At 71.6% G+C, this 23,786-nt stretch carries 17 protein-coding genes and 1 pseudogene; 9 read left to right on the top strand and 9 right to left on the bottom strand.

The features are described 5' to 3' along the window. Nucleotides 1–290: 290 nt before the first annotated feature. A complete protein-coding gene (locus ABT300_RS44450; protein WP_502977932.1) occupies nucleotides 291–2,240 on the bottom strand; it encodes an amylo-alpha-1,6-glucosidase in 1,950 nt (649 codons plus the stop codon). Then, nucleotides 2,237–3,844: an MGH1-like glycoside hydrolase domain-containing protein gene (locus ABT300_RS44445; RefSeq protein WP_502977931.1), complete on the bottom strand. Its 1,608-nt coding sequence runs from the start codon at nucleotides 3,842–3,844 to the stop codon at nucleotides 2,237–2,239. Before ABT300_RS44445 ends, ABT300_RS44450 begins: the two co-directional genes overlap by 4 nt. A gap of 144 nt (nucleotides 3,845–3,988) precedes the next feature. Between ABT300_RS44445 and ABT300_RS13645 the strand changes: the two genes are divergently transcribed. The 6 genes from ABT300_RS13645 to ABT300_RS13620 all read left to right on the top strand — a co-directional run bounded on the left by ABT300_RS13645 (nucleotide 3,989) and on the right by ABT300_RS13620 (nucleotide 13,536). Continuing rightward, the gene (locus ABT300_RS13645; protein ID WP_351674659.1) at nucleotides 3,989–5,188 is read left to right on the top strand and encodes an ROK family protein; all 1,200 of its coding nucleotides are present in this window, start codon (nucleotides 3,989–3,991) and stop codon (nucleotides 5,186–5,188) included. Nucleotides 5,189–5,621: 433 nt separating this feature from the next. Continuing rightward, entirely contained in the window at nucleotides 5,622–8,369 is a 2,748-nt protein-coding gene (gene ppdK, locus ABT300_RS13640; RefSeq protein WP_452988745.1) for a pyruvate, phosphate dikinase, read from the top strand. A 219-nt stretch (nucleotides 8,370–8,588) separates the two neighbouring features. After that, on the top strand, nucleotides 8,589–9,050 hold the full coding sequence (locus ABT300_RS13635) for a hypothetical protein (protein WP_351674658.1): 462 nt from the start codon (nucleotides 8,589–8,591) through the stop codon (nucleotides 9,048–9,050). Nucleotides 9,051–9,115: 65 nt separating this feature from the next. Continuing rightward, nucleotides 9,116–9,796, top strand: a complete 681-nt coding sequence (locus ABT300_RS13630; RefSeq protein ID WP_351674686.1) for an ABC transporter ATP-binding protein — start codon at nucleotides 9,116–9,118, stop codon at nucleotides 9,794–9,796. Then, nucleotides 9,793–12,090, top strand: coding sequence for an FtsX-like permease family protein (locus tag ABT300_RS13625; RefSeq protein WP_351674657.1), 2,298 nt, complete (start codon nucleotides 9,793–9,795; stop codon nucleotides 12,088–12,090). Before ABT300_RS13630 ends, ABT300_RS13625 begins: the two co-directional genes overlap by 4 nt. Nucleotides 12,091–12,282: 192 nt before the next feature. Then, nucleotides 12,283–13,536, top strand: coding sequence for a serine hydrolase domain-containing protein (locus ABT300_RS13620; RefSeq protein WP_351674656.1), 1,254 nt, complete (start codon nucleotides 12,283–12,285; stop codon nucleotides 13,534–13,536). Between the two features lie 67 nt (nucleotides 13,537–13,603). Here ABT300_RS13620 and ABT300_RS13615 read toward each other — a convergent pair whose 3' ends face one another. Then, nucleotides 13,604–14,425, bottom strand: coding sequence for a MerR family transcriptional regulator (locus ABT300_RS13615; RefSeq protein WP_351674655.1), 822 nt, complete (start codon nucleotides 14,423–14,425; stop codon nucleotides 13,604–13,606). Between the two features lie 168 nt (nucleotides 14,426–14,593). Between ABT300_RS13615 and ABT300_RS13610 the strand changes: the two genes are divergently transcribed. Together ABT300_RS13610 and ABT300_RS13605 are read left to right on the top strand one after the other, a co-directional pair. Next, a complete protein-coding gene (locus ABT300_RS13610; RefSeq protein WP_351674654.1) occupies nucleotides 14,594–15,514 on the top strand; it encodes a DUF6745 domain-containing protein in 921 nt (306 codons plus the stop codon). A 79-nt stretch (nucleotides 15,515–15,593) separates the two neighbouring features. Next, the gene (locus ABT300_RS13605) at nucleotides 15,594–16,532 is read left to right on the top strand and encodes an oxidoreductase (protein WP_351674653.1); all 939 of its coding nucleotides are present in this window, start codon (nucleotides 15,594–15,596) and stop codon (nucleotides 16,530–16,532) included. 176 nt (nucleotides 16,533–16,708) lie between these two features. Here the strand turns inward: ABT300_RS13605 and nirD are convergent, their stop codons facing one another. The 6 genes from nirD to ABT300_RS13575 all read right to left on the bottom strand — a co-directional run bounded on the left by nirD (nucleotide 16,709) and on the right by ABT300_RS13575 (nucleotide 23,057). Beyond that, nucleotides 16,709–17,068 (bottom strand): nitrite reductase small subunit NirD, encoded by a 360-nt coding sequence (nirD, locus tag ABT300_RS13600; RefSeq protein WP_351674652.1) that lies wholly within the window; start codon nucleotides 17,066–17,068, stop codon nucleotides 16,709–16,711. Beyond that, on the bottom strand, nucleotides 17,065–19,674 hold the full coding sequence (gene nirB / locus ABT300_RS13595) for a nitrite reductase large subunit NirB (RefSeq protein ID WP_351674651.1): 2,610 nt from the start codon (nucleotides 19,672–19,674) through the stop codon (nucleotides 17,065–17,067). Before nirB ends, nirD begins: the two co-directional genes overlap by 4 nt. Next, nucleotides 19,674–20,885: an NAD(P)/FAD-dependent oxidoreductase gene (locus ABT300_RS13590; RefSeq protein ID WP_351674650.1), complete on the bottom strand. Its 1,212-nt coding sequence runs from the start codon at nucleotides 20,883–20,885 to the stop codon at nucleotides 19,674–19,676. Before ABT300_RS13590 ends, nirB begins: the two co-directional genes overlap by 1 nt. Nucleotides 20,886–21,080: 195 nt before the next feature. Next, nucleotides 21,081–21,725, bottom strand: coding sequence for a class F sortase (locus ABT300_RS13585; protein ID WP_351674649.1), 645 nt, complete (start codon nucleotides 21,723–21,725; stop codon nucleotides 21,081–21,083). A gap of 122 nt (nucleotides 21,726–21,847) precedes the next feature. Then, complete coding sequence (locus ABT300_RS13580) at nucleotides 21,848–22,408, bottom strand: GVDTG sorting domain-containing protein (protein WP_351674648.1); 561 nt, start codon at nucleotides 22,406–22,408, stop codon at nucleotides 21,848–21,850. Nucleotides 22,409–22,625: 217 nt separating this feature from the next. Then, the gene (locus tag ABT300_RS13575) at nucleotides 22,626–23,057 is read right to left on the bottom strand and encodes a gamma-glutamylcyclotransferase family protein (protein WP_351674647.1); all 432 of its coding nucleotides are present in this window, start codon (nucleotides 23,055–23,057) and stop codon (nucleotides 22,626–22,628) included. Nucleotides 23,058–23,210: 153 nt separating this feature from the next. Here ABT300_RS13575 and ABT300_RS13570 point away from each other — a divergent pair. Continuing rightward, nucleotides 23,211–23,786: pseudogene (locus ABT300_RS13570) on the top strand (M4 family metallopeptidase); the annotation flags it as partial.

Below are 23,786 nucleotides of genomic sequence, written 5' to 3'. Positions count from 1 at the left end.
GCGCCCGGCCGCCGCATTGCCGCTGCGCGCGCCCGGCCTGTGGCCCCCTGGCTGTGCGCGGTCGGCCTCGTCGAGCCGTCGCTGCGCGCGGCCGACTGTCGCCATGGCCGCTGTGCGCGATGGCTGCTGCGCGCGCGGCCGACCCCGCCGCCCGGTCGTGGTGCGCGGGTCGACCGTCGCCACTGCCGCCGTGCGCGGACGACGGCGTCGCGCCCCGCCGCCGCGCGCGACCTGCCGCCGCCGCGTCGCCGTGCGCGGCCGGGCTGCGCCGTCGCCGCGGTGTGGCGCCGCTACGCGCCGCCGACTGCTGTCAGCAGGGCCAGTGGGGCCGCGGCCGATCGGGACTCCCGGGCGCACGCGTGCGGGTACGGCACCGGCTCGGCGTGGGTGTCACGGCCGTAGCCGGCGAGGACCTCGGGGAGCCGGTGGCCCGTCGCGGCCGCCGCGTCGACCAGCGCGTGCGCGACCGTCCGGGCCTCGTCGTGCAGGCCGTAGCGGGCGAGGCCCAGCGCGATCAGCGCGTTGTCGTGCGGCCAGACCGAGCCGCGGTGGTACGAGAGCGGGTGGTACGCCGGCTGCCCGGCCGCCAGCGTGCGCACGCCCCAGCCGGAGAAGAAGTCCGGCTCGAGGAGGCGCCGGCCGACCACTTCCCCGTACTCCTTGTCCAGCAGCCCGGACCACAGCAGATGCCCGGCGTCCGAGGCGAGCGCGTCCACCTGGCGGCCCGCGCCGTCCAGGGCGAGCGCCGGGAAGGAGCGGTCCGGCATCCAGAAGTCCCGCTGGAAACGGTCCCGGAGGTCGGCGGCCGCCTGTTCCAGCAGGGCCGCGTACGACGCGTCGCCCCACACCGTGCGCGCCGTCCACGCCGTGCGGCGCAGCGCGTCGTAGGCGTACCCCTGGGCTCCGGCCGCCGTCACGGCTCCCGTGGCGCGGACGCCGTCGGCGGAGCAGATGGAGCCGGGGGAGTCCTTCCAGTTCTGGTTGGCCAGCCCGCCCTGATCGGCCCGGTAGACCAGATAGCCGCGGGTGGTGAGCCCGCCGTGGTCCAGCATCCAGCCGACCGCCGCCCGGGCGTGCGGCTCCAGCCGCCGGGCCAGCGCGGTGTCCGCGGTCCGCTCGACGTACGCGCCGAGCAGCACGAGGAACAGCGGGGTGGCGTCGACCGATCCGTAATAGCGGCCGAACGGCACCTGCCCGAAGTGCGCGAGCTCGCCGTGCCGTACCTCGTGCACGATCTTGCCGGGCTGGGACACCGTCCGCGGCGACGCCTCGGTGGCCTGGGCCGCGGCCAGCGCCAGCAGCGTGGCGGCGGCCGTGCGGGGGCGGTAGGGAAGCGTGAAGAGGGAGGTGAGGAGGGCGTCGCGGCCCAGCAGCGTCAGGAACCAGGGAGCGCCCGCCGCGGGCACGCGCAGCTCCTCGCCGTCCGGACCGTTCGCGAGGACCTGGAGGGCGGCCAGGTCCCCGAGACCGCGCGCGCAGGCGGCCGCCAGCGCGGGCCAGCCGGTGGGGAACGCCACCCCCTCGGTGAACTCGTCCTCCAGCGCCTTCAGTTGACCGGCCACCGCGGCCGGCGAGCGCGGCACGCGTAAGGCCCGTCGCTCACCGTGCGGCCGGGCCATCACCCGCAGGACCAGCTCGGCCGTGCCGTGCGGCTCCAGCTCCAGTCTCCACACCAGACGGCGCGCACCGGCGCCGGTCTCCTCCACGGCGTCCGGCGCGGGCTCGGCCGTCACCGTCGTACAGGACGCCCACGTGCCGCGCCGGTAGCCGAACTCCACCCCGTCGTCGAGGACCTGGCGGCGGCGGACGGCCCCGGACTTCGCGTAGGTGCGGTGGTCGGCGCGCAGCTCGAACTGGTCGGCGAAGTCGGCGTCGGCGGTGACCGCGAGACGCACCGTCGTCGCCACCGGACGGTTGCTGACCACCCGCAGCGACTCCACGAACGAGCTGTCCCCGACGGCCTGTTCGCGAAAGACCGTGCAGGACGGCGGTTCGTCCCGCCCGCCGCGCGGGACGAGCACACACCGCGTGGCCTCGGCGTCCGTCACCGGCGAGAGCGTCTCCGGCACGGCGCCGTCGACGGTCAGCTGCCACCGGCTGAGGTGCCGGGCGTCCCGGACGAACAGTCCCTCCGGGGACCCGGCGGCCGTGCCGGTCCCCCTCACTCCGCTGATGTCCCCGCGGTCGTCCACGGCGGCGAACGTCCCGCCGTACACGAGCAGATGATGCCGGTCCGTCATGCCAGGTCCCCTCCCTTGGTACCGATGCCCGGCCCGTCCCGGTGGACGAGGTCGAGCGTGAGCGCGGCCGTCCAGCTGAACCCGGTCGTGCCGCAGGCCTCGCCGGTGTACGGGTCCACGTACTCGGCGAAGTCCGAGGAGCCCGCGAGGTCGAGCACCGCCCGGCGCAGTGCCTCGGCCCCGGCGTGCTCGCCGTGCACGGCGAGACCCCGCTGCAGCAGCCAGCTGGTGTTGAACCACGCGGGTCCGCGCCAGTAGCGGTGCGGGTCGAAGGCCTCGCCGAGCAGGTCGTAGCTGGGCACGAGGCGGGTGGCCGAGCCCAGCCCGAAGTGCGGTCCGCGCAGGGTCCGTACGAGGGCGGCGGCGACCTCGCGCGGCAGGCCGGGCAGCAGGAGCGGCACGAGGCCGGAGACGCCGCGCTCCGGCACGAGGCCCCCGCCGTTGACGTCCCGGCAGAAGAACATGCCCTCCGCCGGATCCCACAGCCGTTCGACGAGCGCCGCCGTCAGCCGCTCCGCGCGCGCGTGGCGGGCCGCGCCGGGGGCCCCCAGCTCGTCCGCGATGTGGGCGAGGGCGTGCTCGGAGGCGATGAGCAGCGCGTTGAACGACGGGTCCTCGACGGCGAAGCCGTCGACCCGACCCGAGCCGCCGGCATGTCCCGGGCCGACGTGGCCCGCGTCCCGGTATCCCGCGCCCCGGCGGCCTGCGTCCCGGTATCCCGCGTCCCGGTGGCCCGCGTCCCGGTATCCCGCGTCCCGGTAGTCCGTGGCCAGCCGGACGTACCGTCCGTAGTCCAGGTCGGTCGGACGGTCCTCGGCCGCGCCGTGGTCGAGGTCGGCGCGACGGAAGGAGCGGGCGGGGGCGGGCGTGATCCGGGCGAGCGGGGCGTCCCAGCTCGGGGAGTTGTCCATGCCCTGCTCCCACGGGTGGACGACCGAGGCCAGCCCGCCGCCCCCCAGGTCGCGCCGGTGCACCAGATAGCGGTGCCAGGCGGCCAGCCTCGGGTACACCCGGGCGAGGAAGCCGCGGGCCCGCGAGAGCCCCGGATCGGCGCGATGCACCAGCCAGGCCGCGAGCGCGTGCACCGGTGGCTGCACGATGCCGGAGGTCTGTACGGTGCGCGGGGCGCCCGCAGCGCGCCCCGCGGTCGAGGAGCGCCAGAAGTCGGGGCTCGGGAAGTACGCGTCGAGCGGCACGGAGGGGTTGAAGACGATGTGCGGGATGCGCCCGTCGCCCCACTGGGCGTTCAGCAGCGTCTCCAGCTCGGTCTGCGCCCGGCGCGGCGAGACGTGCCGCAGTCCGATGGCGACGAACGCCGAGTCCCAGGACCACTGGTGCGGATACAGACCGCGCGAGGGAACCGTCGACGTGCCCGTCCAGTTGGCGTCCAGCACCGCCGCCGCTGCGCTGTGCAGCGCACGGAGGGAGGCGGAGCCGCCGGGCGGCGCGGGCGCGGTGACACCCATGACATCTGTGGCACCCGTGGCACCTGTGACGCTCCTGGCATCTGTGAGGCCTGTGGCACCCGGGGCGTCCGGGGCATCCGTGAGGTGTGCGACGGCGGGCTCGGCCGCGCGGCCGACGAGCTGGGCGGTGCGATCCAACGCGGGGCTCCCCGAAGACGACGAGACCACCGCGCGCGGCGGGCCGCGCGGCAGAGGCTCGGCAGTGGCTACCGTAGGGTTACGTCTATTTAACACGCAGAACTCAATATGTAATGCAGGCTTGATGAACACAAGGGGGTGCGCATGACGGGACGGGGCCAGGGCAGCGCCGGAGATCTGCTCGAGTTGGTGCGCACGGGCCGGGCGACGACCCGCGGGGCCCTCCAGCAGGCCACCGGACTCTCCCGCGCCACCGTGGGCCAACGCCTGGACCGGCTGTTCCGTGCGGGCTGGCTGCGCGAGGGCGCCGGCGGCCCGGTGGACTCGCCGCTGGGGGGCCGCCCCTCGATCACCCTCGAGTTCGACGACGACCACGCGGTCGTCCTCGCGGCGGACCTGGACACCCGGCACGCGCGCGCCGCCCTGCTGACGCTGACCGGGGAGATCCTGGCGGAGTGCGGCGGCACGCTGGTCGTCGAGGACGGCCCGGACGTCGTGCTCGGCGCGCTCGGCGGCTGGTTCGCCGACCTGCTGGAGAAGGCGGGCCACGGGCCGCAGGAGGTCTGCGGCATCGGACTCGGCGTCCCCGGCCCGGTCGACTCCGACACGGGGCGGGTCGTCCAGCCGCCGATCATGCCGGGCTGGGACGGCTACGACATAAGGGGCCGCCTGTCCCGCGCCTTCACGGAACGGACCGGCGCGCCCGCCGCGGTCCCGGTCCTCGTCGACAACGACGCCAACCTGATGGCGTACGGCGAACAGCGCACCGGTCACCCCGACTGCTCGGCGTTCGTGCTGGTCAAGGTGTCGACCGGCATCGGCGCCGGAGTCGTGGTCGACGGCGCGATCTTCCGCGGCGTGGACGGCGGGGCCGGCGACATCGGGCACATCCGGGTGGGCGCGGACGCGCTGTGCCGCTGCGGGTCGCACGGCTGCCTCGCGGCCGTCGCCAGCGGCGGCGCCGTGGCCCGCCGGCTGGCGGAGGCGGGCGTGCCCGCGGCGTCCGGCTCGGATGTGCGCGACCTGCTCGCCGCCGGGCACCCCGAGGCGGCCGCGCTGGCCCGTGAGGCGGGCCGCAGCGTCGGGGACGTGCTCGCGACGGTCGTGACGCTGCTCAACCCCGGGGTGCTGATGATCGCCGGGGATCTGGCCGGAACCGCGTTCCTCACCGGCGTGCGCGAGCTGCTCTACCAGCGCGCGCTGCCCCGCTCCACCGCCCGACTGGACGTCGTGACTTCTCGGCTGGGGGAGCGGGCGGGCCTGGTCGGGGCGGGTGCGCTGGTCGTGGAGCACCTGTACGCGCCCGAGCGGGCCGAGGAGCGGTTGCTGGCCCTGGGGGTCTGAGGCACGCTCGTGTGACGGGCGGGTTTCCGCCGCCCCGCCGCGCCCGCGGAGCGTCCGCATCGTGACATCGGGAGGCCTGGGGAAGCGTGATTCTCGCCACCCCTGAGGGGGGTAGTGCTCAGATGAGCGAATCAAGAGCGACTGCACTTCTCCAAGGGGTGGCACTGAGTGCCACCCCTTGATCGTTCATCGATCGAAAACAATCGCGCCACTAGACGCTCATCTGAGCGCAATGGAAGTCGGATGGGAGGTGCTTGCGTTCAAGAGGTGAAAACATCGAGTGCTCAGCGCTTGCCAAGCCTTGACTTTCGATCCGCTGGCGGAGGGCTGGTTACGCGCACATGACGCGCAAGTGGACGTACCCAGAAGCCTTTGATCTGGGTATGTTCCTGCCCGTCAGGGCAGCCACCGCGTCCTCGAGGAGTCGAGACCCGTGTCGGAAAACAAAGATCTTCATGGTGCCGAGCAGGCCGCGAGCGTTGAGGGCGTGAAGTTCGTCTACGACTTCACCGAGGGCAACAAGGAACTCAAGGACCTCCTCGGCGGCAAGGGCGCGAACCTCGCCGAGATGACCAACCTGGGCCTCCCCGTCCCTCCCGGCTTCACCATCACCACCGAGGCCTGCAAGGTCTACCTCGACAGCGGCGAAGAGCCGGCGGCACTGCGTGACGAGGTGAGTGCACACCTCGTCGCCCTCGAGGACCGGATGGGCAAGAAGCTCGGCCAGGCCGACGACCCGCTGCTGGTGTCCGTACGCTCCGGCGCGAAGTTCTCCATGCCGGGAATGATGGACACCGTCCTGAACATCGGCCTCTCCGACCGGTCGGTCCAGGGCCTGGCCGAGCAGGCCGGCGACGCCCGCTTCGCCTGGGACTCCTACCGCCGACTGATCCAGATGTTCGGCAAGACGGTCCTCGGCGTGGACGGCGAGCTCTTCGAGGACGCGCTGGAGGCGGCGAAGAAGGCCAAGAAGGTCGCCGTCGACACCGAACTGGAGGCGGCCGACCTGAAGAAGCTGGTCACCCGCTTCAAGAAGATCGTCAAGACCGAGGCCGGCCGGGACTTCCCGCAGGACCCGCGCGAGCAGATGGACCTCGCCGTCAAGGCCGTCTTCGAGTCCTGGAACGGCGACCGGGCCAAGCTCTACCGCCGCCAGGAGCGCATCCCCGGCGACCTCGGCACCGCGGTCAACATCTGCTCGATGGTCTTCGGCAACCTCGGCCCCGACTCGGGCACCGGCGTCGCCTTCACCCGCGACCCCGCCTCCGGCCACCAGGGCGTCTACGGCGACTACCTCCAGAACGCCCAGGGCGAGGACGTCGTCGCCGGCATCCGCAACACCGTCCCGCTCGCCGAACTGGAACAGATCGACAAGAAGGCCTACGACCAGCTGCTCGGCATCATGGAGACGCTGGAGAACCACTACAAGGACCTCTGCGACATCGAGTTCACCATCGAGCGCGGCCACCTGTGGATGCTCCAGACGCGCGTGGGCAAGCGCACCGCCGGCGCCGCGTTCCGCATCGCCACCCAGCTCGTCGACCAGGGCCTCATCGACGAGACGGAGGCGCTGCAGCGCGTCACCGGAGCCCAGCTCGCCCAGCTGATGTTCCCCCGTTTCGACGAGGACGCGAAGGTCGAGAAAGTCGGCCGGGGCATCGCCGCCTCGCCCGGCGCGGCCGTCGGCAAGGCGGTCTTCGACTCCTACACGGCCGTCAAGTGGTCCCGCTCGGGTGAGAAGGTCATCCTCGTCCGCCGCGAGACCAACCCCGACGACCTCGACGGCATGATCGCCGCCGAGGGCATCCTGACCAGCCGCGGCGGCAAGACCTCCCACGCGGCGGTCGTCGCCCGCGGCATGGGCAAGACCTGCGTCTGCGGCGCGGAGGAGCTCGAGGTCGACACCAAGCGCCGCCGGATGACCGTGCCGGGCGGCCACGTGGTGGAGGAGGGCGACGTCATCTCCATCGACGGCTCGTCCGGCAAGGTCTACCTCGGCGAGGTCCCGGTCGTCCCCTCCCCGGTCGTCGAGTACTTCGAGGGCCGGATGCACGCGGGCGCCGACGACGCCGACGAGCTCGTCGAAGCCGTCCACCGCATCATGGCCTTCGCCGACCGCAAGCGCCGGCTGCGGGTGCGCGCCAACGCCGACAACGCCGAGGACGCGCTGCGCGCACGCCGCTTCGGAGCCCAGGGCATCGGCCTGTGCCGCACCGAGCACATGTTCCTCGGCGACCGCCGCGAACAGGTGGAGCGTCTGATCCTGGCGGACACGCAGGAGGAACGCGAGGAGTCGCTGAAGCAGCTGCTCCCGCTCCAGAAGAAGGACTTCGTCGAGCTCTTCGAGGCCATGGACGGCCTCCCGGTGACGGTCCGTCTCCTGGACCCGCCGCTGCACGAGTTCCTGCCCGACATCACCGAGCTGTCCGTACGCGTGGCGCTGGCCGAGTCCCGCCAGGAGTCCCACGAGAACGACCTGCGGCTGCTGCAGGCGGTGCACCGGCTGCACGAGCAGAACCCGATGCTGGGCCTGCGCGGCGTGCGCCTGGGCCTGGTCATCCCCGGCCTGTTCACCATGCAGGTCCGCGCCATCGCCGAGGCGGCCGCGGAGCGCCGCAACGCCAAGGGCGACCCGCGCGCCGAGATCATGATCCCGCTGGTCGGCACGGTCCAGGAGCTGGAGATCGTCCGCGAGGAGGCCGACCAGGTCATCGCGGAGGTCGAGGCGGCGACGGGCGTCGAACTGAAACTGGCGATCGGCACCATGATCGAGCTGCCGCGGGCGGCCCTCACCGCCGGCCAGATCGCCGAGGCCGCCGAGTTCTTCTCCTTCGGCACGAACGACCTCACCCAGACGGTGTGGGGCTTCAGCCGCGACGACGTGGAGGCCTCGTTCTTCACGGCCTACCTGGAGAAGGGCATCTTCGGCGTCAGCCCCTTCGAGACCATCGACCGGGACGGCGTCGGCTCGCTGGTCAAGTCCGCGGCGGAGGCCGGCCGCGCCACCCGCCCCGACCTGAAGCTCGGCGTCTGCGGCGAGCACGGCGGCGACCCGGAGTCCGTGCACTTCTTCCACGAGGTCGGCCTGGACTACGTCTCCTGCTCCCCGTTCCGCATCCCGGTCGCCCGCCTGGAGGCGGGCCGCGCGGCGACGCAGTCCACGGGCAGCGACCACCGCTGAGCCCGCCCTCCGGGCGACCCTGACCCCGGAGCCGCCGCCGGTCCCCGACCCTCACCGATCGCCGACGGCCCCGCCCCAAGAAAGACGGCACCCTGTGCGGGGGTGCCGTCTTCTTTTTGCATGCCCGGTGGCTGGAAGTCGATCACCTGATGTGGTGGTTACGCGGTGATAGATCGTTTCTGTCAACATACGCACCGCTACAGTCCGTTACTCAAGGCGATGACTGCGTCGCTGGTGGTGATGGAGGTATGCGTGAAGAGGGCAGTGCTCGGCGTGGCTTCAGTGGGCCTGGTGCTCAGCGCGGCGGTGGCGGCGTTTGCGTCGCCGGTGAGAGGTGAGATCCCGGTGCTCGAGCCGCAAGGTGTCGCGTTCACTGAGGGGCACTACTTGTTCAACCGGCCCGGTGTCAATCATGGAGCATTCGAATGGTGGGGCCAGCTTGAAGACGCCATTGCGGCGGACCGGCACAACGTCTACGTAGAGGTGAAGGTCCACGGGCACGAGTGGGTGCGCTACTACGGCAAGCAACGGCGCTCGGTCCGGCTGCATCACTCGAATTGGGATGGCGCGCAGCGGTACACCGGAAAAGTGAAGCTCAGGGTGTGTCGCGATCGAGGATCGCTTCGCCCGGACAACTGCGCACCGGTGCAATCCTTTTCGCACAACTGGGACCGAGGCTGAGCCTGTTGTGAAACTCCGAGCCCAGGTGGACAAGCCTGGGCTCGGCCTCTTGATAGGGGAAAGACATCAACACGTCAGAAGTTCTTTCTGCCAACGGCGTTGAGCTCTCGTACGGGGAGACGCCCGCTGTCAGGGCTGCTGCGATTAGCCTATGTCGGGGTGAGATTGCGGCTATCACTGGACAGAGCGGTTCCGGTAAATCGTCCCTCCTGTACTGTCTTGCTGGGGTCCTGCCCGTTGCGCACGGTGAGGTTCGCTTCGAGGGGCGCGTACTTGGTGAACTCGATGATGAGGAACTCAGTGGCTTGCGTCGCGAGCGCTTCGGGTTTGTGTTCCAGTACGGCGAACTGCTCCCGGAGTTGACGGTAGAGGAAAACACGGCTTTGCCTCTGAGGCTAGCCGGCCAACGTAAAGCTCCGGCACTTGCGGCCGCTGGCGAAGTCCTGGAGCGACTCGGGGTGGCGAATTTGCGGACGCGTAGGCCTTCGCAGGTCTCAGGAGGGCAAAGTCAACGTGTCGCGGTAGCTCGTGCTCTGGTGCATAAACCGGCAGTGGTTTTCGCAGATGAGCCCACTGGATCACTTGACAGCGCCAACGCCACAGCTGTGCTGGGGGAGTTTCTGGCTCTTGCCCGCTCTCAAGGGACAGCAGTTCTACTGGTGACGCATGACGACCAAGTGGCAGCTCAGGCAGACAGTCGTTACATCATGCGCGACGGCATGCTCGAAGCTCAGGGGACGTCATGAAGGAACTCCTCCTGGGGCTTCGGCTGTTGCTGGGCAGCGGACGTGGTAATCGACTGCGCTTCCTGCTCATGGCCGCAGGTAGCGCTGTCGGGGTGTGTTGTCTCGCGGTTGTTCTCGCGATTCCCGGCATTCTGGCCGCGCAGGACGCTCGCAAGGCGGCGCGTGAGCCGGATTGCGCAAATGGGCGAGGCTCCTGTCTCTCGACTACGGGCGGCGGTCTGGCGCTCACGCGCCTGGACCCTTATGGTTCAGAATCGCTCACCCGAATTTTCATCGCCCTGGGGAATGGTCGCATCGATCCACCGCCAGGCCTGCCTGGTCTCCCCGGTCCTGGCGAGTTTTTTGTTTCCCCGCGGGTTCAGGAACTTCTCAATCGTGATCCCGGCCTCGCTAAGCTCCTGCCTGGGAAAGAGGTAGGCCTCATCTCCGCCGCAGGACTTGCTCACCCTGACGAGCTCTACGCGTACGTCGGCGTCAGCCGCAACGAAGTCAAGGGTGGCGGGCGTTTGTCAGGTTTTGGAGACCTGGAGGCGCGATATCCCACCGTCGAACCCTCGACGCTTGACATCCTCCGTTTCACTCTCGCCGGAGTCGTCCTGCTTCCGCTGGCGGTGTTCCTGTCCGTCTGCGCTCGACTGTCGGCTGCCTCTCGAATGAGGCGGCTGGCCGCGTTGCGTCTGCTCGGTCTGAGCAGAAAGGGCACGCAGCGCGTCAACGCCGCGGAGACTGTCGCCGCAGCCCTGCTGGGCGCCGTTCTCGGTCTGGGCGCGTACTGGGTCGTCAACCAGTTGGTGTCACGAGTGGGGCTGCCTGGATTCAAGTGGTACCCGAGTGACGGTGCGCTGCCTGGGAGCACGTTGCTGGTCTGCCTGGTGGGGTGCCCGGTGCTTGCCTGGTTCGTGGGCAGGGCGGGTGCGAAGAAGGCTGCCGCCAACCCACTGGCTGTGAGGCGCAGTGCGGTGGAGAAGCCGCCTCGCCTGTGGGGGCTGCTGCCGCTCGTTCCGGGCATGGGCATCGTCATCGGGTATTGCGTAGCTGGAGCGACAGGGCATGCCCCCAGTGAGACCTCGCTCTCGGCGATCCTGATGCCTCTCGCCGTCGTGCTGGTCGGTGCGGGTCTCGTGTTGACGCTTCCGATTCTCTCGCGTGCTCTTGCCCGCAGGGTGGCCCGAGTGACGAGTTCACTGTCCCTCGGCCTGGCCATGCGTCGCAACGAGATGGAACCGGGCGGAGCTTTGCGCGTGGCGACGGGGCTGGTGCTTCTGGTGTACGCCGCGTCCCTTACTCAGGGAGTGCTCATCGAACTGGACCAAGTGTCGAAGAACACCGCACGGGTTCAGCTCTACACGATGCCGCTCAACGGCTTGAGCCCTCGTGCGGAGCAGGCCATGAAACGGGTGTCAGGAGTGCAAGGGCACGCCGTTCTGGCGAGCTCATGGACCGACCCCAACAGTGAGAAGTGGCCGAGCAGTATCAGTGCGGTGATCGCCACCTGCGACCAGTTGCGCGGAATGGCCTCTGTGGTCGAGAACTGTGTGGAAGGGCGTTCTGCGCGGCTCATGATTTCGGACCACTCCGACAATGAGTTCAGCAAGGTAGGGAGCCGCTTCCCCTTCCACCTGCAGAACGCGGAGGGCAAGCGCCGCTTTGTGACGGTTCAAGTGCCGTCCCGGACGATCCAGTATCACGACGACACTGCGACGCAGTTGGCCGGCAGCGGCTCGGTCTTGATCCCGCCCTCCGCCTTTCCCGAGGGCTTTCGTCCGCAGACCAGGGCCACGCTGGCCCTCATCAGCAGCTCCGATCACGACACTGTGCGCTCTGTACTTGAGGGCATCGCAGGAGTCGACCCCACGATCGAGGTTGAGTTGGACGGCGTCGACGTCGCAGCTCTTCAGCAGATCGCCGTGATCAAGACGCTCCTGGCCGTGGGCATGATCCTCGGGCTGATCATCGGTGTGGCCGCCTACCTCGTGGCTGCCACCGACAGGGCCGTGGAGCGGCGCCCGCAGGTCACCGCACTGACGTTGCTGGGGGTGAAGCCTCGAACTCTGCAGGCCGTTCAAGTGGCCCAAGTCGTACTGCCGTTGACGGTCGGGCTCGTGCTTGCCGTAGTGACCGGGAAGATGGCTGAGTCCAGTTATCTGGTCACCGGTGGGGGCGAGATCTTCTGGGACGGGGATGGGGTGCCGTTGTTGTTGGCGGCGGCGGTTGGGGTCGTCGTCGTTGCTGCTCTGGGGTCCTTGCCGTTGGTGGGGCGGCGGATTGATCCGGAGTTGATTCGACGGGATTGATGACGGGGGTGGGGGAGGGGCGGTGCCCGGTCGGGTACCGCCCCTTTCTTTTTGCGCCGCAGGGGAGCCCGGGTGTGTACCAGGGTTGGATCGGGGTCGGCTCAGGGGACTCCCTGATGGGCTGGGGCGCCGGTGCGGATGAGACTGGTGGTGGGCCGGACGCTTGCCGGTCCCACCGCCAACGTCACCCTCATGGAGCGCCCCACAGTGAACAGCTCTGCGCGTCGAACCGGTTGGATCACCCTGGCCGCCTGCGGAAGCCTGCTGGCCACGGCGTTGGCCGCGCCCGCCTCCGCCGCCACTCCGGGCCCGACCCGCGCTGCCGTCGCCGCGCCGCTGCCCGGCCTCGATCCGGTCGCGCTCCAGGCCGCCATCAGCGGCTTGCCGAACAGTGACGTCACCGGAGCGCTGTTACGGATCACCGGTCGTGCGGGCCACTGGTCGGGCACCTCGGGTGTGGGCGACCTGAAGACCGGTCAGGGCGTGCCATCCGACGCGCACATCCGGATCGGCAGTATCTCCAAGGTGTTCACCGCCACGATCGTCCTCCAGCTCGCCGCCGAGCACCGGATCGATCTGAAGGAGCCCGTCCAGCGGTATCTGCCGGGCGTCGTGCCTGCCGACCTGCCGCCCGTCACCGTCGGTCAGCTGCTCAACCACACCAGCGGCCTTCCGCGCGGCGCGGACGACCCCGACTTCGGGGACCACAGTCCCGAGTGGTTCGCCGCCAACCGCTTCAAGAGCTTCACACCGCAGCAGGTGATCGACCTGATGGCCGGTCAGCCCATGCAGTTCGCGCCGGGTACCGCGCAGCAGTACAGCGGGTTGAACTACTACGTCGCCGGCATGCTGGTCGAGAAGGTCACCGGACACAGCTTCGCCGAGGAGGTGCGGTCCCGCATCGCCCGGCCGTTGGCCCTGCACGACACGTATGTCCCCGACGCCCACGATCCGCGGCTGCCGAGCCCGCACTCCCACGCCTATCTGACGGTCAAGTCCTCTGACGGCACTGCACATCCGGTGGACGTCACGGAGCAGAGTCCCTGGCCCTGGGCCGAGGGCGGCATGATCTCCACCCCCGCCGACCTCGACCGTTTCATATCCGCGCTCTTCCGCGGCCGCTTCCTTCCGCCGGCGCAGCAGGCCGAGCTCTTCGCGGTCCCGGACGTCCCCAGTTTCCGTAGCAGCCAGTGCCGGGCGGAGGCCGACGCAGGGCGGGCCTGTATGACCATGGGCCTGATGCGGGTCAAGGCGTCCAACGGCGCCGTGGTCTGGGGCAAGACCGGCTCCCGTCCCGGCTACACCAGCGGTGTGTTCGCCACCCGGGACCTCGCCCGCAAGTTCGTCTACTCGCTCAATCCCACCGGTCTGGACGGCGCCGAGGCCCGCTACATCCAGAAGATAGCCGCCGCCTCCTTCGGCACCGTGGTCCCGGCCACGAGCTGACCCCCGACCACGAGCTGACCCCCGGCCACGAGCTGACCCCGGGCGAGACCGTCCGGGCTGTGGGTGATCAGGTCCGGATCACCGGGGCCTGCAACTCGGTCACCCACTCGTCGCGGTTCTCGGGGCACTCCAGGTTGATCTCCCGGGCGTATCCGACCGGCCGGTAGCCGTTGGCGTCGATCCAGCGGGCCAGAGCCTGGGCGGTGGGGAGCACGGTGTCCATCGAGCCGCGGTGCACGATCGTCGCCGCCTCCTCAAGGGACGGCAGGTCGACGACACGGAGGACGTCGTCCTGCAAGGGGGCGGATACCTGGACGGCGGCGTGGACGCTGATTCCGCCGCCGCCCTCCGGGGCGTCCTCGTAGTACGCGACGCCGGGGCCCGTGGGGGTGATGCCCGCCGAGTCCAGGCGTCGGAACAGCTCCTCGTAGAGCGGCCCGATGACCGGGCCGATGTCCTCCGGCCCGTAACTCGCCGCGGTCGCGGTCAGCTCCGCGACCCTGAGGGAAGGGACGCTCTTGATGACGACGTCGTTCGTGGGCATGTGCCCCTCGCTCTCGATGGCTCGGAGCCTCGCCTCGACCTGGACCAGCCGTGCTCCCGCGGCGGCCACCGCCGTCTCCAGCTCGGCCCGTCGCAGCCGCAGCATGCCGCGCAGTTCCTCGACGTCGACCCTGTCGTCGACGATGTCCCGGACCTGCTGGAGGGTGAACCCGAGGTCCTTGAGAGCGATGATCCGGTTGAGGCGGGCGAGCTGGGCAGCGGTGTAGTGGCGATAGCCGCTGGCGGGGTCGACATGGGCCGGACGCAGCAGTCCCACCGCGTCGTAGTGACGCAGCATGCGGACCGAGACACGGCCGTGCCGGGCGAAGTCTCCGATGGTGAACATGATGTCTCCGAGCTGACCGCCTCACACCGTGTGAGGGTCAAGACGCTACTCGGCGGCAAGGGAGGAGGCGGACGGCGAGAACGCCGGGCCGGAGGGCTTCCGTCGGCGCTGTCGCGCCGGGCGCCCGCCCGGGCGTGGTCCAGGCGGCGGAGGGGGAGGTGTGGGGGTATGGGATACGAAGAGCTGGTGACCGGGGCGGTCGCGGAGCGGGTGGCGGCGGAGTCCGACAGGTTGCTGAGGGCGGCGCTGTCCACGGAGCGATGCGACCGGGTGGCGGCGGAGGCGGCGGTCGCCGAGGCGTACCGGGCCCACGGCATGGCCGTCCCGCGGACCGCGGTGTGGATGGAGTCACCGCTCGGCGGCGCGCTGGCGTCCTGGGTGGTGCGCCACGGGCGGGAGGACCGGCTCGACGGGACGTTGCTCGGCGACGCCGTCGCCGGGCCGCCGATATCGGCGCCGCCGGAGTTCGCGCGGCGGGCTGAGGCACTTCTTCGCCGACAGGCGCCGGCGGCCGGGAAGGAGAGACGGGCGGTGGGTCACGCGTTCGTCGACTTCGCCGACGCGCAGGCGCGACTGGTGGATGCCCTGGGCTTTCCGATGTACGACCAGCTCGACTTCTACTGGGACCAGGACGTGCACGGCGCGTACGAGCTGGAGCAGGAGATGACGAAGAGGTTCGGCTCGTCGCCGCACCCGCCCCTGACCCGCTTGGCCCTCTCGGTCCATCACGACCTGCTGGGGAGGGTCCGCGGTCCCGTTCCGGAGCGCGTCGTGCGGCCTGAGCAGGACGGGGACGTCATCACGCCGCCACCGCCGCCGAGCAGGGAGGAGATCTACTTCTACGAGGAGTTCGGCGGCGGTCTGGACTGCTGGGGTTCGGCGTGGGAGCTGATCCGGTGGCGTTGCATGCTGGCCGCGGCGGGACTGCCCGCCTCGCCGGCGCTGGAGACCGCGCAGGAGGTCCTGTACCGGGTCGGCAGGTGGTGGCCCCTGGAGGACGTCGTCGTCCTCTGCGAGCGTCCGGTCGAGCTGCGGTTCGAGAACACGCTGATCGGTTACGCCGACGGGTACCGGGTGGTCGGCGGCTGAGGCCCTCGCGCGGGCCCCGGCCAGGGCCGCCGTACGCTGTGCCTGCGATCGGCGCGGGGAGTGCGGAGGGAAGACGGCCATGGCTGCCTGGAGTGTGCGCGACATGCCTGACCAGGGCGGTCGTACCGCCGTGGTCACCGGGGCCAACAGCGGACTCGGGTACGTCACCGCGAGGGAGCTCGCGCGGCGGGGTGCACGCGTGGTGCTCGCCTGCCGCAGTGAGGCGCGGGGGAGGGACGCCGTCGAGCGGTTGCGTGCGGAAGTTCCGCAGGCCGAGGTGGAGCTGGGCTCGCTCGACCTCGGGGATCTCGCCTCCGTGCGGGCGTTCGCCGCGTCGCTGCCGTACGAGCGGCTCGATCTGCTCGTCAACAACGCCGGTGTGATGGCGATGCCGTACGGCGTCACCGCCGACGGCTTCGAGACGCAGTTCGGGGTGAACCACCTCGGGCACTTCGCCCTCACCGGGCTTCTGCTGCCGACGCTGCTCGCCGCGCGGGACCGGGCCCCGAGGCCTCGGATCGTCACCGTGTCCAGCATGGCGCACCTGCTCGGCGCCGTCGACCCGGGGGATCTCAACTCCGAGAAGAAGTACCGCCGTTGGGTCGCCTACGGGCGGTCCAAGACCGCCAACCTGCTCTTCACGCACGAGCTGGCGTGCAGGCTCGCGGCGAACGGCGCCGACGTCGTGGCGGCGGCCGCGCACCCCGGATACGCGTCGACCAACCTCCAGACGGCCGGTCCGCGCGCGGAGGGCCGCCGGGCCGCCGAGCGGATGATGGCGCTCGGCAACCGGGTGCTCGCGCAGACCGCCGAGGCCGGTGCGCTGCCCGTCCTGTACGCGGCGACCGCGCCCGGCGTCCGTCCGGACTCGTTCACCGGCCCGTCCCTCGCGATGTGGCGCGGCGCTCCCGCACCGTCGTGGCGCGCGCCTTGGACCCTCGACGACCGGGTGGCGGCCCGGCTGTGGACCGCCTCGGAGGAGCTGACCGGGGTGTCGTACGAGGCCTTGAAGACCTGAAGACCTGAAGACCTGAAGGCTTGGAGGCCCGACGCCCCGACGGCGGCCGGGCTGGCCGCACCCCTCGAGCCCTCTGGTCGCCAGACCGCCCGACCGTCAGACCACCAGGCCGCCAGACCACCCCGTGGTCGGACCACCCGGCGGTGAGGCGATCAGGCCGTCAGGCCGCCCGACCGTCAGGCCGTGCGGACCTCGTACGTGCGGATGCGTACCGTCTCGTCGTCCAGGCACTCGCCGCTGGTCAGGTCGAACCGCTGCTTGAGCAGGGGGGAGGCGACGAAGGGGCGGCCCCGGTCGGTGCCGGTGAGGCCGCGGGAGAGGACGGCCGCGCCGCTGAAGGGGTCGCGGTTGTCGACGGCGTACAGCTCGCCGGCGCGGTCGCGGAAGAGGGCGACCTGGCGGGCGTCCGGCAGCAGGGCGGCCACGCCCCGGCCGGGGACGAGCAGGCTCAGGTCGCAGACCGTGAACCACTCCTCCTCGTCCTGTGCCAGTCGGAGCTGAACCTTCAGGTCGGTGGTCTCGGGCGCCAGGGTCATCGCTGGGCACTCCCTTCCAGGGGTCGGTGGCCGATGGTCAGCAGCGGCAGGTCGGGCTTGATCTGGTCGCGCTCGGGGACGAAGCCGACGACCGGGTCCGGGGTGTCCGGCGCGTTCACGAAGGACACGAACCGGGCCAGCTTCTCGGGGTCGTTGATGGTGGTCGCCCACTCGTCGGCGTAGTGCGCCACGTGCGCCGTCATCAGGGACTCCAGCTCCTCGCAGATGCCGAGCGAGTCCTCCACCACCACGTCCCGCACGTGGTCCAGGCCGCCGGGGATGCGCTCCAGCCAGGTCGAGGTGCGCTCCAGGCGGTCGGCGGTGCGGATGTAGAACATCAGGAACCGGTCGATCAGGCGGATCAGTTCGGCGTCGGACAGGTCCTGGGCGAGCAGGTCGGCGTGGCGCGGGGTGGCGCCGCCGTTGCCGCCGACGTACAGGTTCCAGCCGTTGGAGGTGGCGATGACGCCGAAGTCCTTCGACTGGGCCTCGGCGCACTCGCGGGCGCAGCCCGACACCGCCGACTTGAGCTTGTGCGGCGACCTGAGGCCCCGGTAGCGCAGCTCGAGGTCGATCGCCATGCGGACGGAGTCCTGGACGCCATAGCGGCACCAGGTCTGGCCGACGCAGGACTTCACGGTGCGCAGGGACTTGCCGTAGGCGTGGCCGGACTCGAAACCGGCGTCCACCAACCGGGTCCAGATGAGGGGGAGTTGCTCGACGCGGGCGCCGAACATGTCGATCCGCTGACCGCCGGTGATCTTCGTGTAGAGGCCGAAGTCGCGGGCGATCTCACCGATCACGATCAGGCCCTCGGGGGTGATCTCACCGCCGGGGATGCGCGGGACGACCGAGTAGGAGCCGTTCTTCTGCAGGTTGGCCAGGAAGTGGTCGTTGGTCTCCTGCAGCGCCGCCTGCTCGCCGTCCAGGACGTAGCCGCTCGCGCCGATGGTCGGGGCGAGGGACGCGATGATGGAGCCGATCGCGGGCTTGCAGACGTCGCAGCCGTCGCCGCCCCGGGCGTCGTCGCGGCCGTAGCGGTCCAGGAGGCCCTGGTAGGTGTTGATGCGCAGGGCGAGGACGATCTCGTACAGCTCCTCGCGGGTCTGCGAGAAGCAGCCGCACAGGCCCTTGTCGACCTCGACGCCGCTCGCCTCCAGCTCGGCGGTGACCAGCTGGCCGAGCACCTTCACGCAGCTGCCGCAGCCGGTGCCGGCCTTGGTGCACTTCTTGACCTCGGGCACGGTCGTGCAGGAGTGCTCCGTCACCGCGCCGCGGATGGCGCCCTTGGACACGTTGTGGCAGGAGCAGACGATCGCCTCGTCGGGCAGCGCGGACGGGCCGAGCTGGACGGACTCGCCGGAACCGGCCGGCAGGACCAGCGACTCGGGGGAGACCGGCGGCACGGACCCGGTGAACGCCCGCAGGGTGCCGTAGGCGTCGGCGTCGCCGACGAGGATGCCGCCGAGCAGGGTGCCGTCACGGCCGATGACCAGCTTCTTGTACAGGCCCGAGCGGGAGTCGGAGTAGACGACGTCCAGGCAGTCCTCGGCGGCGCCGTGCGCGTCGCCGAAGGACGCCACGTCCACGCCGAGCAGCTTCAGCTTGGTCGACAGGTCGGCGCCGGTGAAGCTGGCCTCGTCGGCCGCGATCGTCGCCGCCGCCGTCTCGGCCTGCTCGTAGCCGGGCGCGACCAGGCCGTACACCCGGCCGTCGGCAGCCAGCGCGCACTCGCCGATCGCGAAGACATGCGGGTCGGCGACGGTCCGGCACTGCTCGTCGACGGTGATGCCGCCGCGCTCGCCGACCGTCAGTCCGCAGTCGCGGGCGAGCTGGTCGCGGGGGCGCACACCGGCGCTGAACACCACCATGTCGGCGGCGAGTTCGGAGCCGTCGGAGAGCTTCATCCCGGTGACCGCGCCGTCCTCGCCGACGACGATCTCCTGGGTGCCGACGCCCGTGTGCACGGACAGGCCCATGTCCTCGATGGTGCGCAGCAGGGCCGCGCCGCCGCCCGCGTCGACCTGGACAGGCATCAGCCGGGGCGCGAACTCCACGATGTGCGAGGTGAGTCCGAGGCCCTTGAGGGCGCCCGCCGCCTCCAGGCCGAGGAGCCCGCCGCCGACGACGGCGCCGGTCGTGGCGCGCGTCCTCGCGTACTCCTCGATGGCGAGGAGGTCGTCGATGGTGCGGTAGACGAAGCAGCCCTCGGCGTCCTTGCCCGGGACCGGCGGGACGAACGGGTAGGAGCCGGTCGCCAGCACGAGGACGTCGTAGTCGACGACCAGTCCGGAGCGGGCGGTGACCCGGCGGGCCTCGCGGTCGACGGTCTCCGCGGGGTCGCCGACGTGCAGCTCGATGCCGTGCGCGGCGATGAACTCCAGGTCGGTGAGCGACAGGTCCTCGGGCGTCTTCCCCGAGAAGTACGAGGTGAGGGCGACCCGGTCGTAGGCCGGACGCGGCTCCTCGCAGAGCACGACCACGCGATGGGTGGCGGTCAGGCCGCGCTCGGCGAGCGCCTCGAGGAAGCGCTGGCCGACCATGCCGTGGCCGACGAGCACGATCGTGGGGGTGGCCTCCGTGGCCTCCGGGGCGGCGGTGGTCATCAGGAGCCTCCATCGTTGGTGAGCAGGTGGAGCAGGGGGCCGCCGTCGGAGGGCAGCGGCTCTGCTCCCTCCCAGGCGCGGGCGAGCGCGCCGACGGTGCCGAGTTCGCCGACGAGGACCCCGCCGACCAGGCGGTCGTCGCGGACGACGACCTTGCGGTAGGTGCCCCGGGTGGCGTCGGCGAGCTGCACGACGTCGTCGCCGGGGAGCGGCTCGGTCTCGCCGAACGCGGCGAGGTCGAAGGCGCTGTTCCCGGCGAGGGTGAGCCGGGTGAGGACGCGGGTGCCGGTGTAGCGGGTCGCCCGCCCGGCGAGCGACTCGGCCAGCGCGTCCGCCTGTTCGAGGGCGGGGGCGGCCAGGCCGTACACGGTCCCGTCGTGCTGCGCGCAGTCGCCGATCGCGCGGATGTGCGGGTCGGAGGTGCGCAGTTCGTCGTCGACGAGGACGCCCTTGTGGACGGCGAGCCCGGCGTCCTTGGCGAGACCGGCGCGCGGCGAGACGCCGCAGGCCAGCACGACCAGGTCGGCGTCGAGGGCGTAGCCGTCGGCCATCTCCACCGAGCGGACGGCGCCGCCCAGGCAGCGGACGTCGCGCACCCGGCACTCGGTGTGGACCTCGACGCCGAGGTCCTTCAGGTGCCGCAGGACCAGCCGGGAGGCGTTGGGGTCGAGCTGGCGCTCCATGAGGCGCTCGGCCTGCTGGGCGAGGACGACCTGGGCGCCGCGCACGGCGAGCGCGCGGGCCGCCGAGACGCCGAGCAGCCCGCCGCCGATGACGACCGCCCGGACGCCCGGCCGCACCGCCTTGGACAGCCCGAGGCAGTCGTCCATGGTCCGGAAGGCGTGGACGCCCTCCGGCAGGACGTGGTCGGGGGTGAACAGGCCGCGCAGCGGCGGCAGCACCGGGTTGGAGCCGGTCGCGAGGACGAGCGTGCCGTACGCGATCTCGGAGCCGTCCGCGCAGGAGACGGTCCGCCGGTCGCGGTCGATGCCGGTGACCCGGGCCCGGACCAGTCCGGAGGGCGCGGGCAGCGAGATCACCTCGGGGGCGTACCGGCCGGCCAGCACCTCGGCGAGCAGGACCCGGTTGTAGGGCCGGTGCTCCTCCTCGCCGACGAGCAGTGCGGGCGTGCCCAGCTCGCCGAGCCGGCGGGCGAGTCGGGCGCCCGCGAGGCCGGCTCCGATCACCACCACACGCGAATTCGAGGTCATGTCCAGGAGCGTGCGTTGCCGACGTTACCCGGCCGCATCACGGTTGTTTCCCGCGAGGAACGCTGCCCTCAGCGGACGCCGGGCGGGAGTGTGAGGGTTTCTGCGGGGCGGCGGACGCCAGGGTGAGCGGCGGCGGACAGCGGAGGGCGGACGGCGGAGGGCGGACGGCGGATGCGCGACGCCGGGGCGGGGCGGTCAGCCGCGGGCGGAGGTCAGGTGGGCGAACACCACCACGTTGCCCTGGTAGCCGGTCGCCTTCGAGTATCCGCCGCCGCAGGTGATCACCCGCAGCTCGGGCCTGCTCGCCGCCCCGTACACCTTCTCGTCGGGGAAGTCGCGGGCCGGGTAGACCTCGACGGCGTCCACGGTGAACACGGCGACGCGGCCGTCGCGCCGGTCCACTTCGACGGCGCTGCCCTTGCGCAGTGCGCCGAGGTCGTAGAAGACGGCGGGACCGTCGGCGTTGTCGACATGGCCGGCGACGATCGCGGTGCCGGTCTCGCCGGGGGTGACGCCCGCCTCGTACCAGCCGGCGAGGTTCTCCCTCTCGGCGGGTGGGACGCCGAGGCTGCCGGACGAGGTGAGGGCGAGGCCCGTCAGCGGGGCGTCCACATGGATCGCGGGGATGCGGACGCGGTCGGGCGGGGAGGGCGGCAGCGCCGGGGCGGATCCGCCGCCGACGCCGGTGCTGTCGGCGCCGGCGGGGTCGGCCGCGCGGGCCTCGGCGGCGGACGGCTGCGGCGGGGCGTGCGTCTCGGCGCCGTTGCGCAGCAGCCACGCGCCGCTGCACAGGGCGGCCGCGGTGACGGCGGCTATGGCGGTGTTGCCGACCCTGCGCATCGGGAGCCCCCGTTTCTGTGACGTCAGGCGTGTCCCGTGTCCCCCTCCGGGCCGCGAGGGGCGTCGGACCCGGAGGGGGAGGGGACATGCGGTACCGGCGGACGGACAGCGGAGGGTGTCCGTCAGATCCCGTCGCCTCTCGCCCGGCGATGCAGGAGCCAGGTACCGCCCGCGGCGGCGACGGCGAGAGCCGCCACGCCGGCCGCGGTCTGTACGGGGTCGGGGCCCAGTGCGCCGCCGACCCCCGTCTTCACACTTCCTCGCGGCAGCGTCTGCCGCCGGTCCGAGGCCAGCACGACCACCAGGTCCCCGGTGATCCGCCGGCCGTCCGCGGCGCATTCCGCGACGATCTCGTACGTGCCGGGCTGCGCGCTCGGCGGCACCCCGAACCGTCCGGCCGCCTCGCCCTCGTGGCCGTCGGGCGCGAGCGGGAAGCGGCCTGCGCCCACGGCTCCGGCGTCGCCGGCCGCCGCGCCGGCCCCGCAGTCCTCGGTGTTCACCGAGACCTGCCCGCCCGGCACCGCGGTGGCCGGGTACACCTCCAGGCGCCCGGCGTCGGACGTGGCGCCGCCGCGTGCGGCGACGGCGTGCGCGGGCGCGGCGAAGGCGGCCGCGGCGGTGACGGCGAGCGCGGCACCGGTCAGCAGACGGGCGGTCAGCAGACGGACGGTCCGTCGTCGCATCGATGCTCCTTCGAGCTCGCTCCTCGAGATTCCCTGCCCTTCGAAGGAAAGTCGCAGCGGGACGGACGCGCTTGTTGACGGTGTGTCAGGAATGGGATGAACGGGTGTCGGACGTCCCGCGGCCGCAGGGGTCCGCCTGTGCGTTTCACCAGGTCACCCGGGTATGGACGGAGTCGCGCGGAAAACCCTCCGGACGGGAGTGTGAACGGGTGACCGGTCAGCGCCGGGTGAGCCAGTCGCCGCCCGCGATCGGCTTCCCGTGCACCCGCAGACCGGCGGCGACGGCGGGCGCGGCCACGTACACCCAGGCGCGGACGGGAGCGGCGCCGGCCGTCCTCGTCACCTCGCGCGCGACGCGCTCGTAGAGGTTGCGCGGGTCGCCGGGCGCGTACTCCTCCAGCCGGTCGAGGTCGGCGAGCAGGTGCGCGTACGCCTCGGGGCGGGCCGTCACGAGGTCCCCGGTGACGCTCGGGCCCGCGTCGCCCGGCTCCTCGACCGCGTACGGATAGCCGGGCCCGTCGTACAGCACCGCGCCCGGCAGCCGGGCCGGTTCCTCGCGCACGGTGCGGCCGTGCAGGAAGAGGTCGTGGTTGACCTGGCCGGGGCGCAGGGTGCCGTAGACGAAGAAGGGGAGTGCGGGGGCGGTCACGGAAACGATTCTCTCTCCTCACCGCCCCTGCACCGGTCCCTCGCGCCAATGCTATGGACATGACATGTCGAGGCCTCTTAAATGCCAGGACGACGTCAGCGCCATCCCCACGCGCGCCCCCACGGCGCCTTCCTGAGGAGACCGAAGAGACTGATGAGTCGGATACGGCAGCACGTCCGAGGTTCCCGTCTCGCCACCACCGGCATCGCCGTCACCACGGCCGCACTGCTTGCGGCCGCGCTCTCCCCGGCCGCGGGTGCGGCCGACAGACCGACCCGCGCCACCGCCCTCGACAACGCGGCGGCGGTCCTCGTCGACCGGGCCGCGGCCCTGGGCCTCACCTCCGGGCAGGCCACGTCCGTGCGTGACGTGGTCGTCGACAAGGACGGCGCCCAGCACGTCCGCTACGACCGCACCTACCGTCAACTTCCCGTGCTCGGCGGGGACTTCGTGGTCCATCTGGCCCCCGACGGCTCGTACCGCAGCGCGAACCGCGCGACCGGGGCGGCGATCTCGCTGCCCGACGTCACCCCGAAGGTGTCCGCGCCCAAGGCCGCCGACGTCGCCGTGAACGCGCTGCGCGCGGCCAACCTCGGCGAGCGCCTGAACCAGGTGAAGGCCAAGCCGCAGCTGGTCGTCGACGCCCTGCACGGCGCCCCGAGACTGGCCTGGCGCACGAACGCCGTCGGGCTGGACACGCTCGGCAACCCGGTCGCCCGCACCGTGCTG

The organism is Streptomyces sp. NPDC001027, from assembly GCF_040299045.1.
Lineage (GTDB): Bacteria > Actinomycetota > Actinomycetes > Streptomycetales > Streptomycetaceae > Streptomyces.
Note: the sequence above shows the minus strand (reverse complement) of the source record. Positions and strands in the feature narration are given on the sequence as shown.

Bases quoted from the DNA above. Each gene is read 5' to 3' on its own strand.
- ABT300_RS44450 (WP_502977932.1), bottom strand. From the start codon at position 2,240: ATGACGGACCGGCATCATCTGCTCGTGTACGGCGGGACGTTCGCCGCC.
- ABT300_RS13645 (WP_351674659.1), top strand. From the start codon at position 3,989: ATGACGGGACGGGGCCAGGGCAGCGCCGGAGATCTGCTCGAGTTGGTG.
- ABT300_RS13635 (WP_351674658.1), top strand. From the start codon at position 8,589: ATGACTGCGTCGCTGGTGGTGATGGAGGTATGCGTGAAGAGGGCAGTG.
- ABT300_RS13625 (WP_351674657.1), top strand. From the start codon at position 9,793: ATGAAGGAACTCCTCCTGGGGCTTCGGCTGTTGCTGGGCAGCGGACGT.
- ABT300_RS13620 (WP_351674656.1), top strand. From the start codon at position 12,283: ATGGAGCGCCCCACAGTGAACAGCTCTGCGCGTCGAACCGGTTGGATC.
- ABT300_RS13615 (WP_351674655.1), bottom strand. From the start codon at position 14,425: ATGTTCACCATCGGAGACTTCGCCCGGCACGGCCGTGTCTCGGTCCGC.
- ABT300_RS13610 (WP_351674654.1), top strand. From the start codon at position 14,594: ATGGGATACGAAGAGCTGGTGACCGGGGCGGTCGCGGAGCGGGTGGCG.
- ABT300_RS13605 (WP_351674653.1), top strand. From the start codon at position 15,594: ATGGCTGCCTGGAGTGTGCGCGACATGCCTGACCAGGGCGGTCGTACC.
- nirD (WP_351674652.1), bottom strand. From the start codon at position 17,068: ATGACCCTGGCGCCCGAGACCACCGACCTGAAGGTTCAGCTCCGACTG.
- nirB (WP_351674651.1), bottom strand. From the start codon at position 19,674: ATGACCACCGCCGCCCCGGAGGCCACGGAGGCCACCCCCACGATCGTG.
- ABT300_RS13590 (WP_351674650.1), bottom strand. From the start codon at position 20,885: ATGACCTCGAATTCGCGTGTGGTGGTGATCGGAGCCGGCCTCGCGGGC.
- ABT300_RS13585 (WP_351674649.1), bottom strand. From the start codon at position 21,725: ATGCGCAGGGTCGGCAACACCGCCATAGCCGCCGTCACCGCGGCCGCC.
- ABT300_RS13580 (WP_351674648.1), bottom strand. From the start codon at position 22,408: ATGCGACGACGGACCGTCCGTCTGCTGACCGCCCGTCTGCTGACCGGT.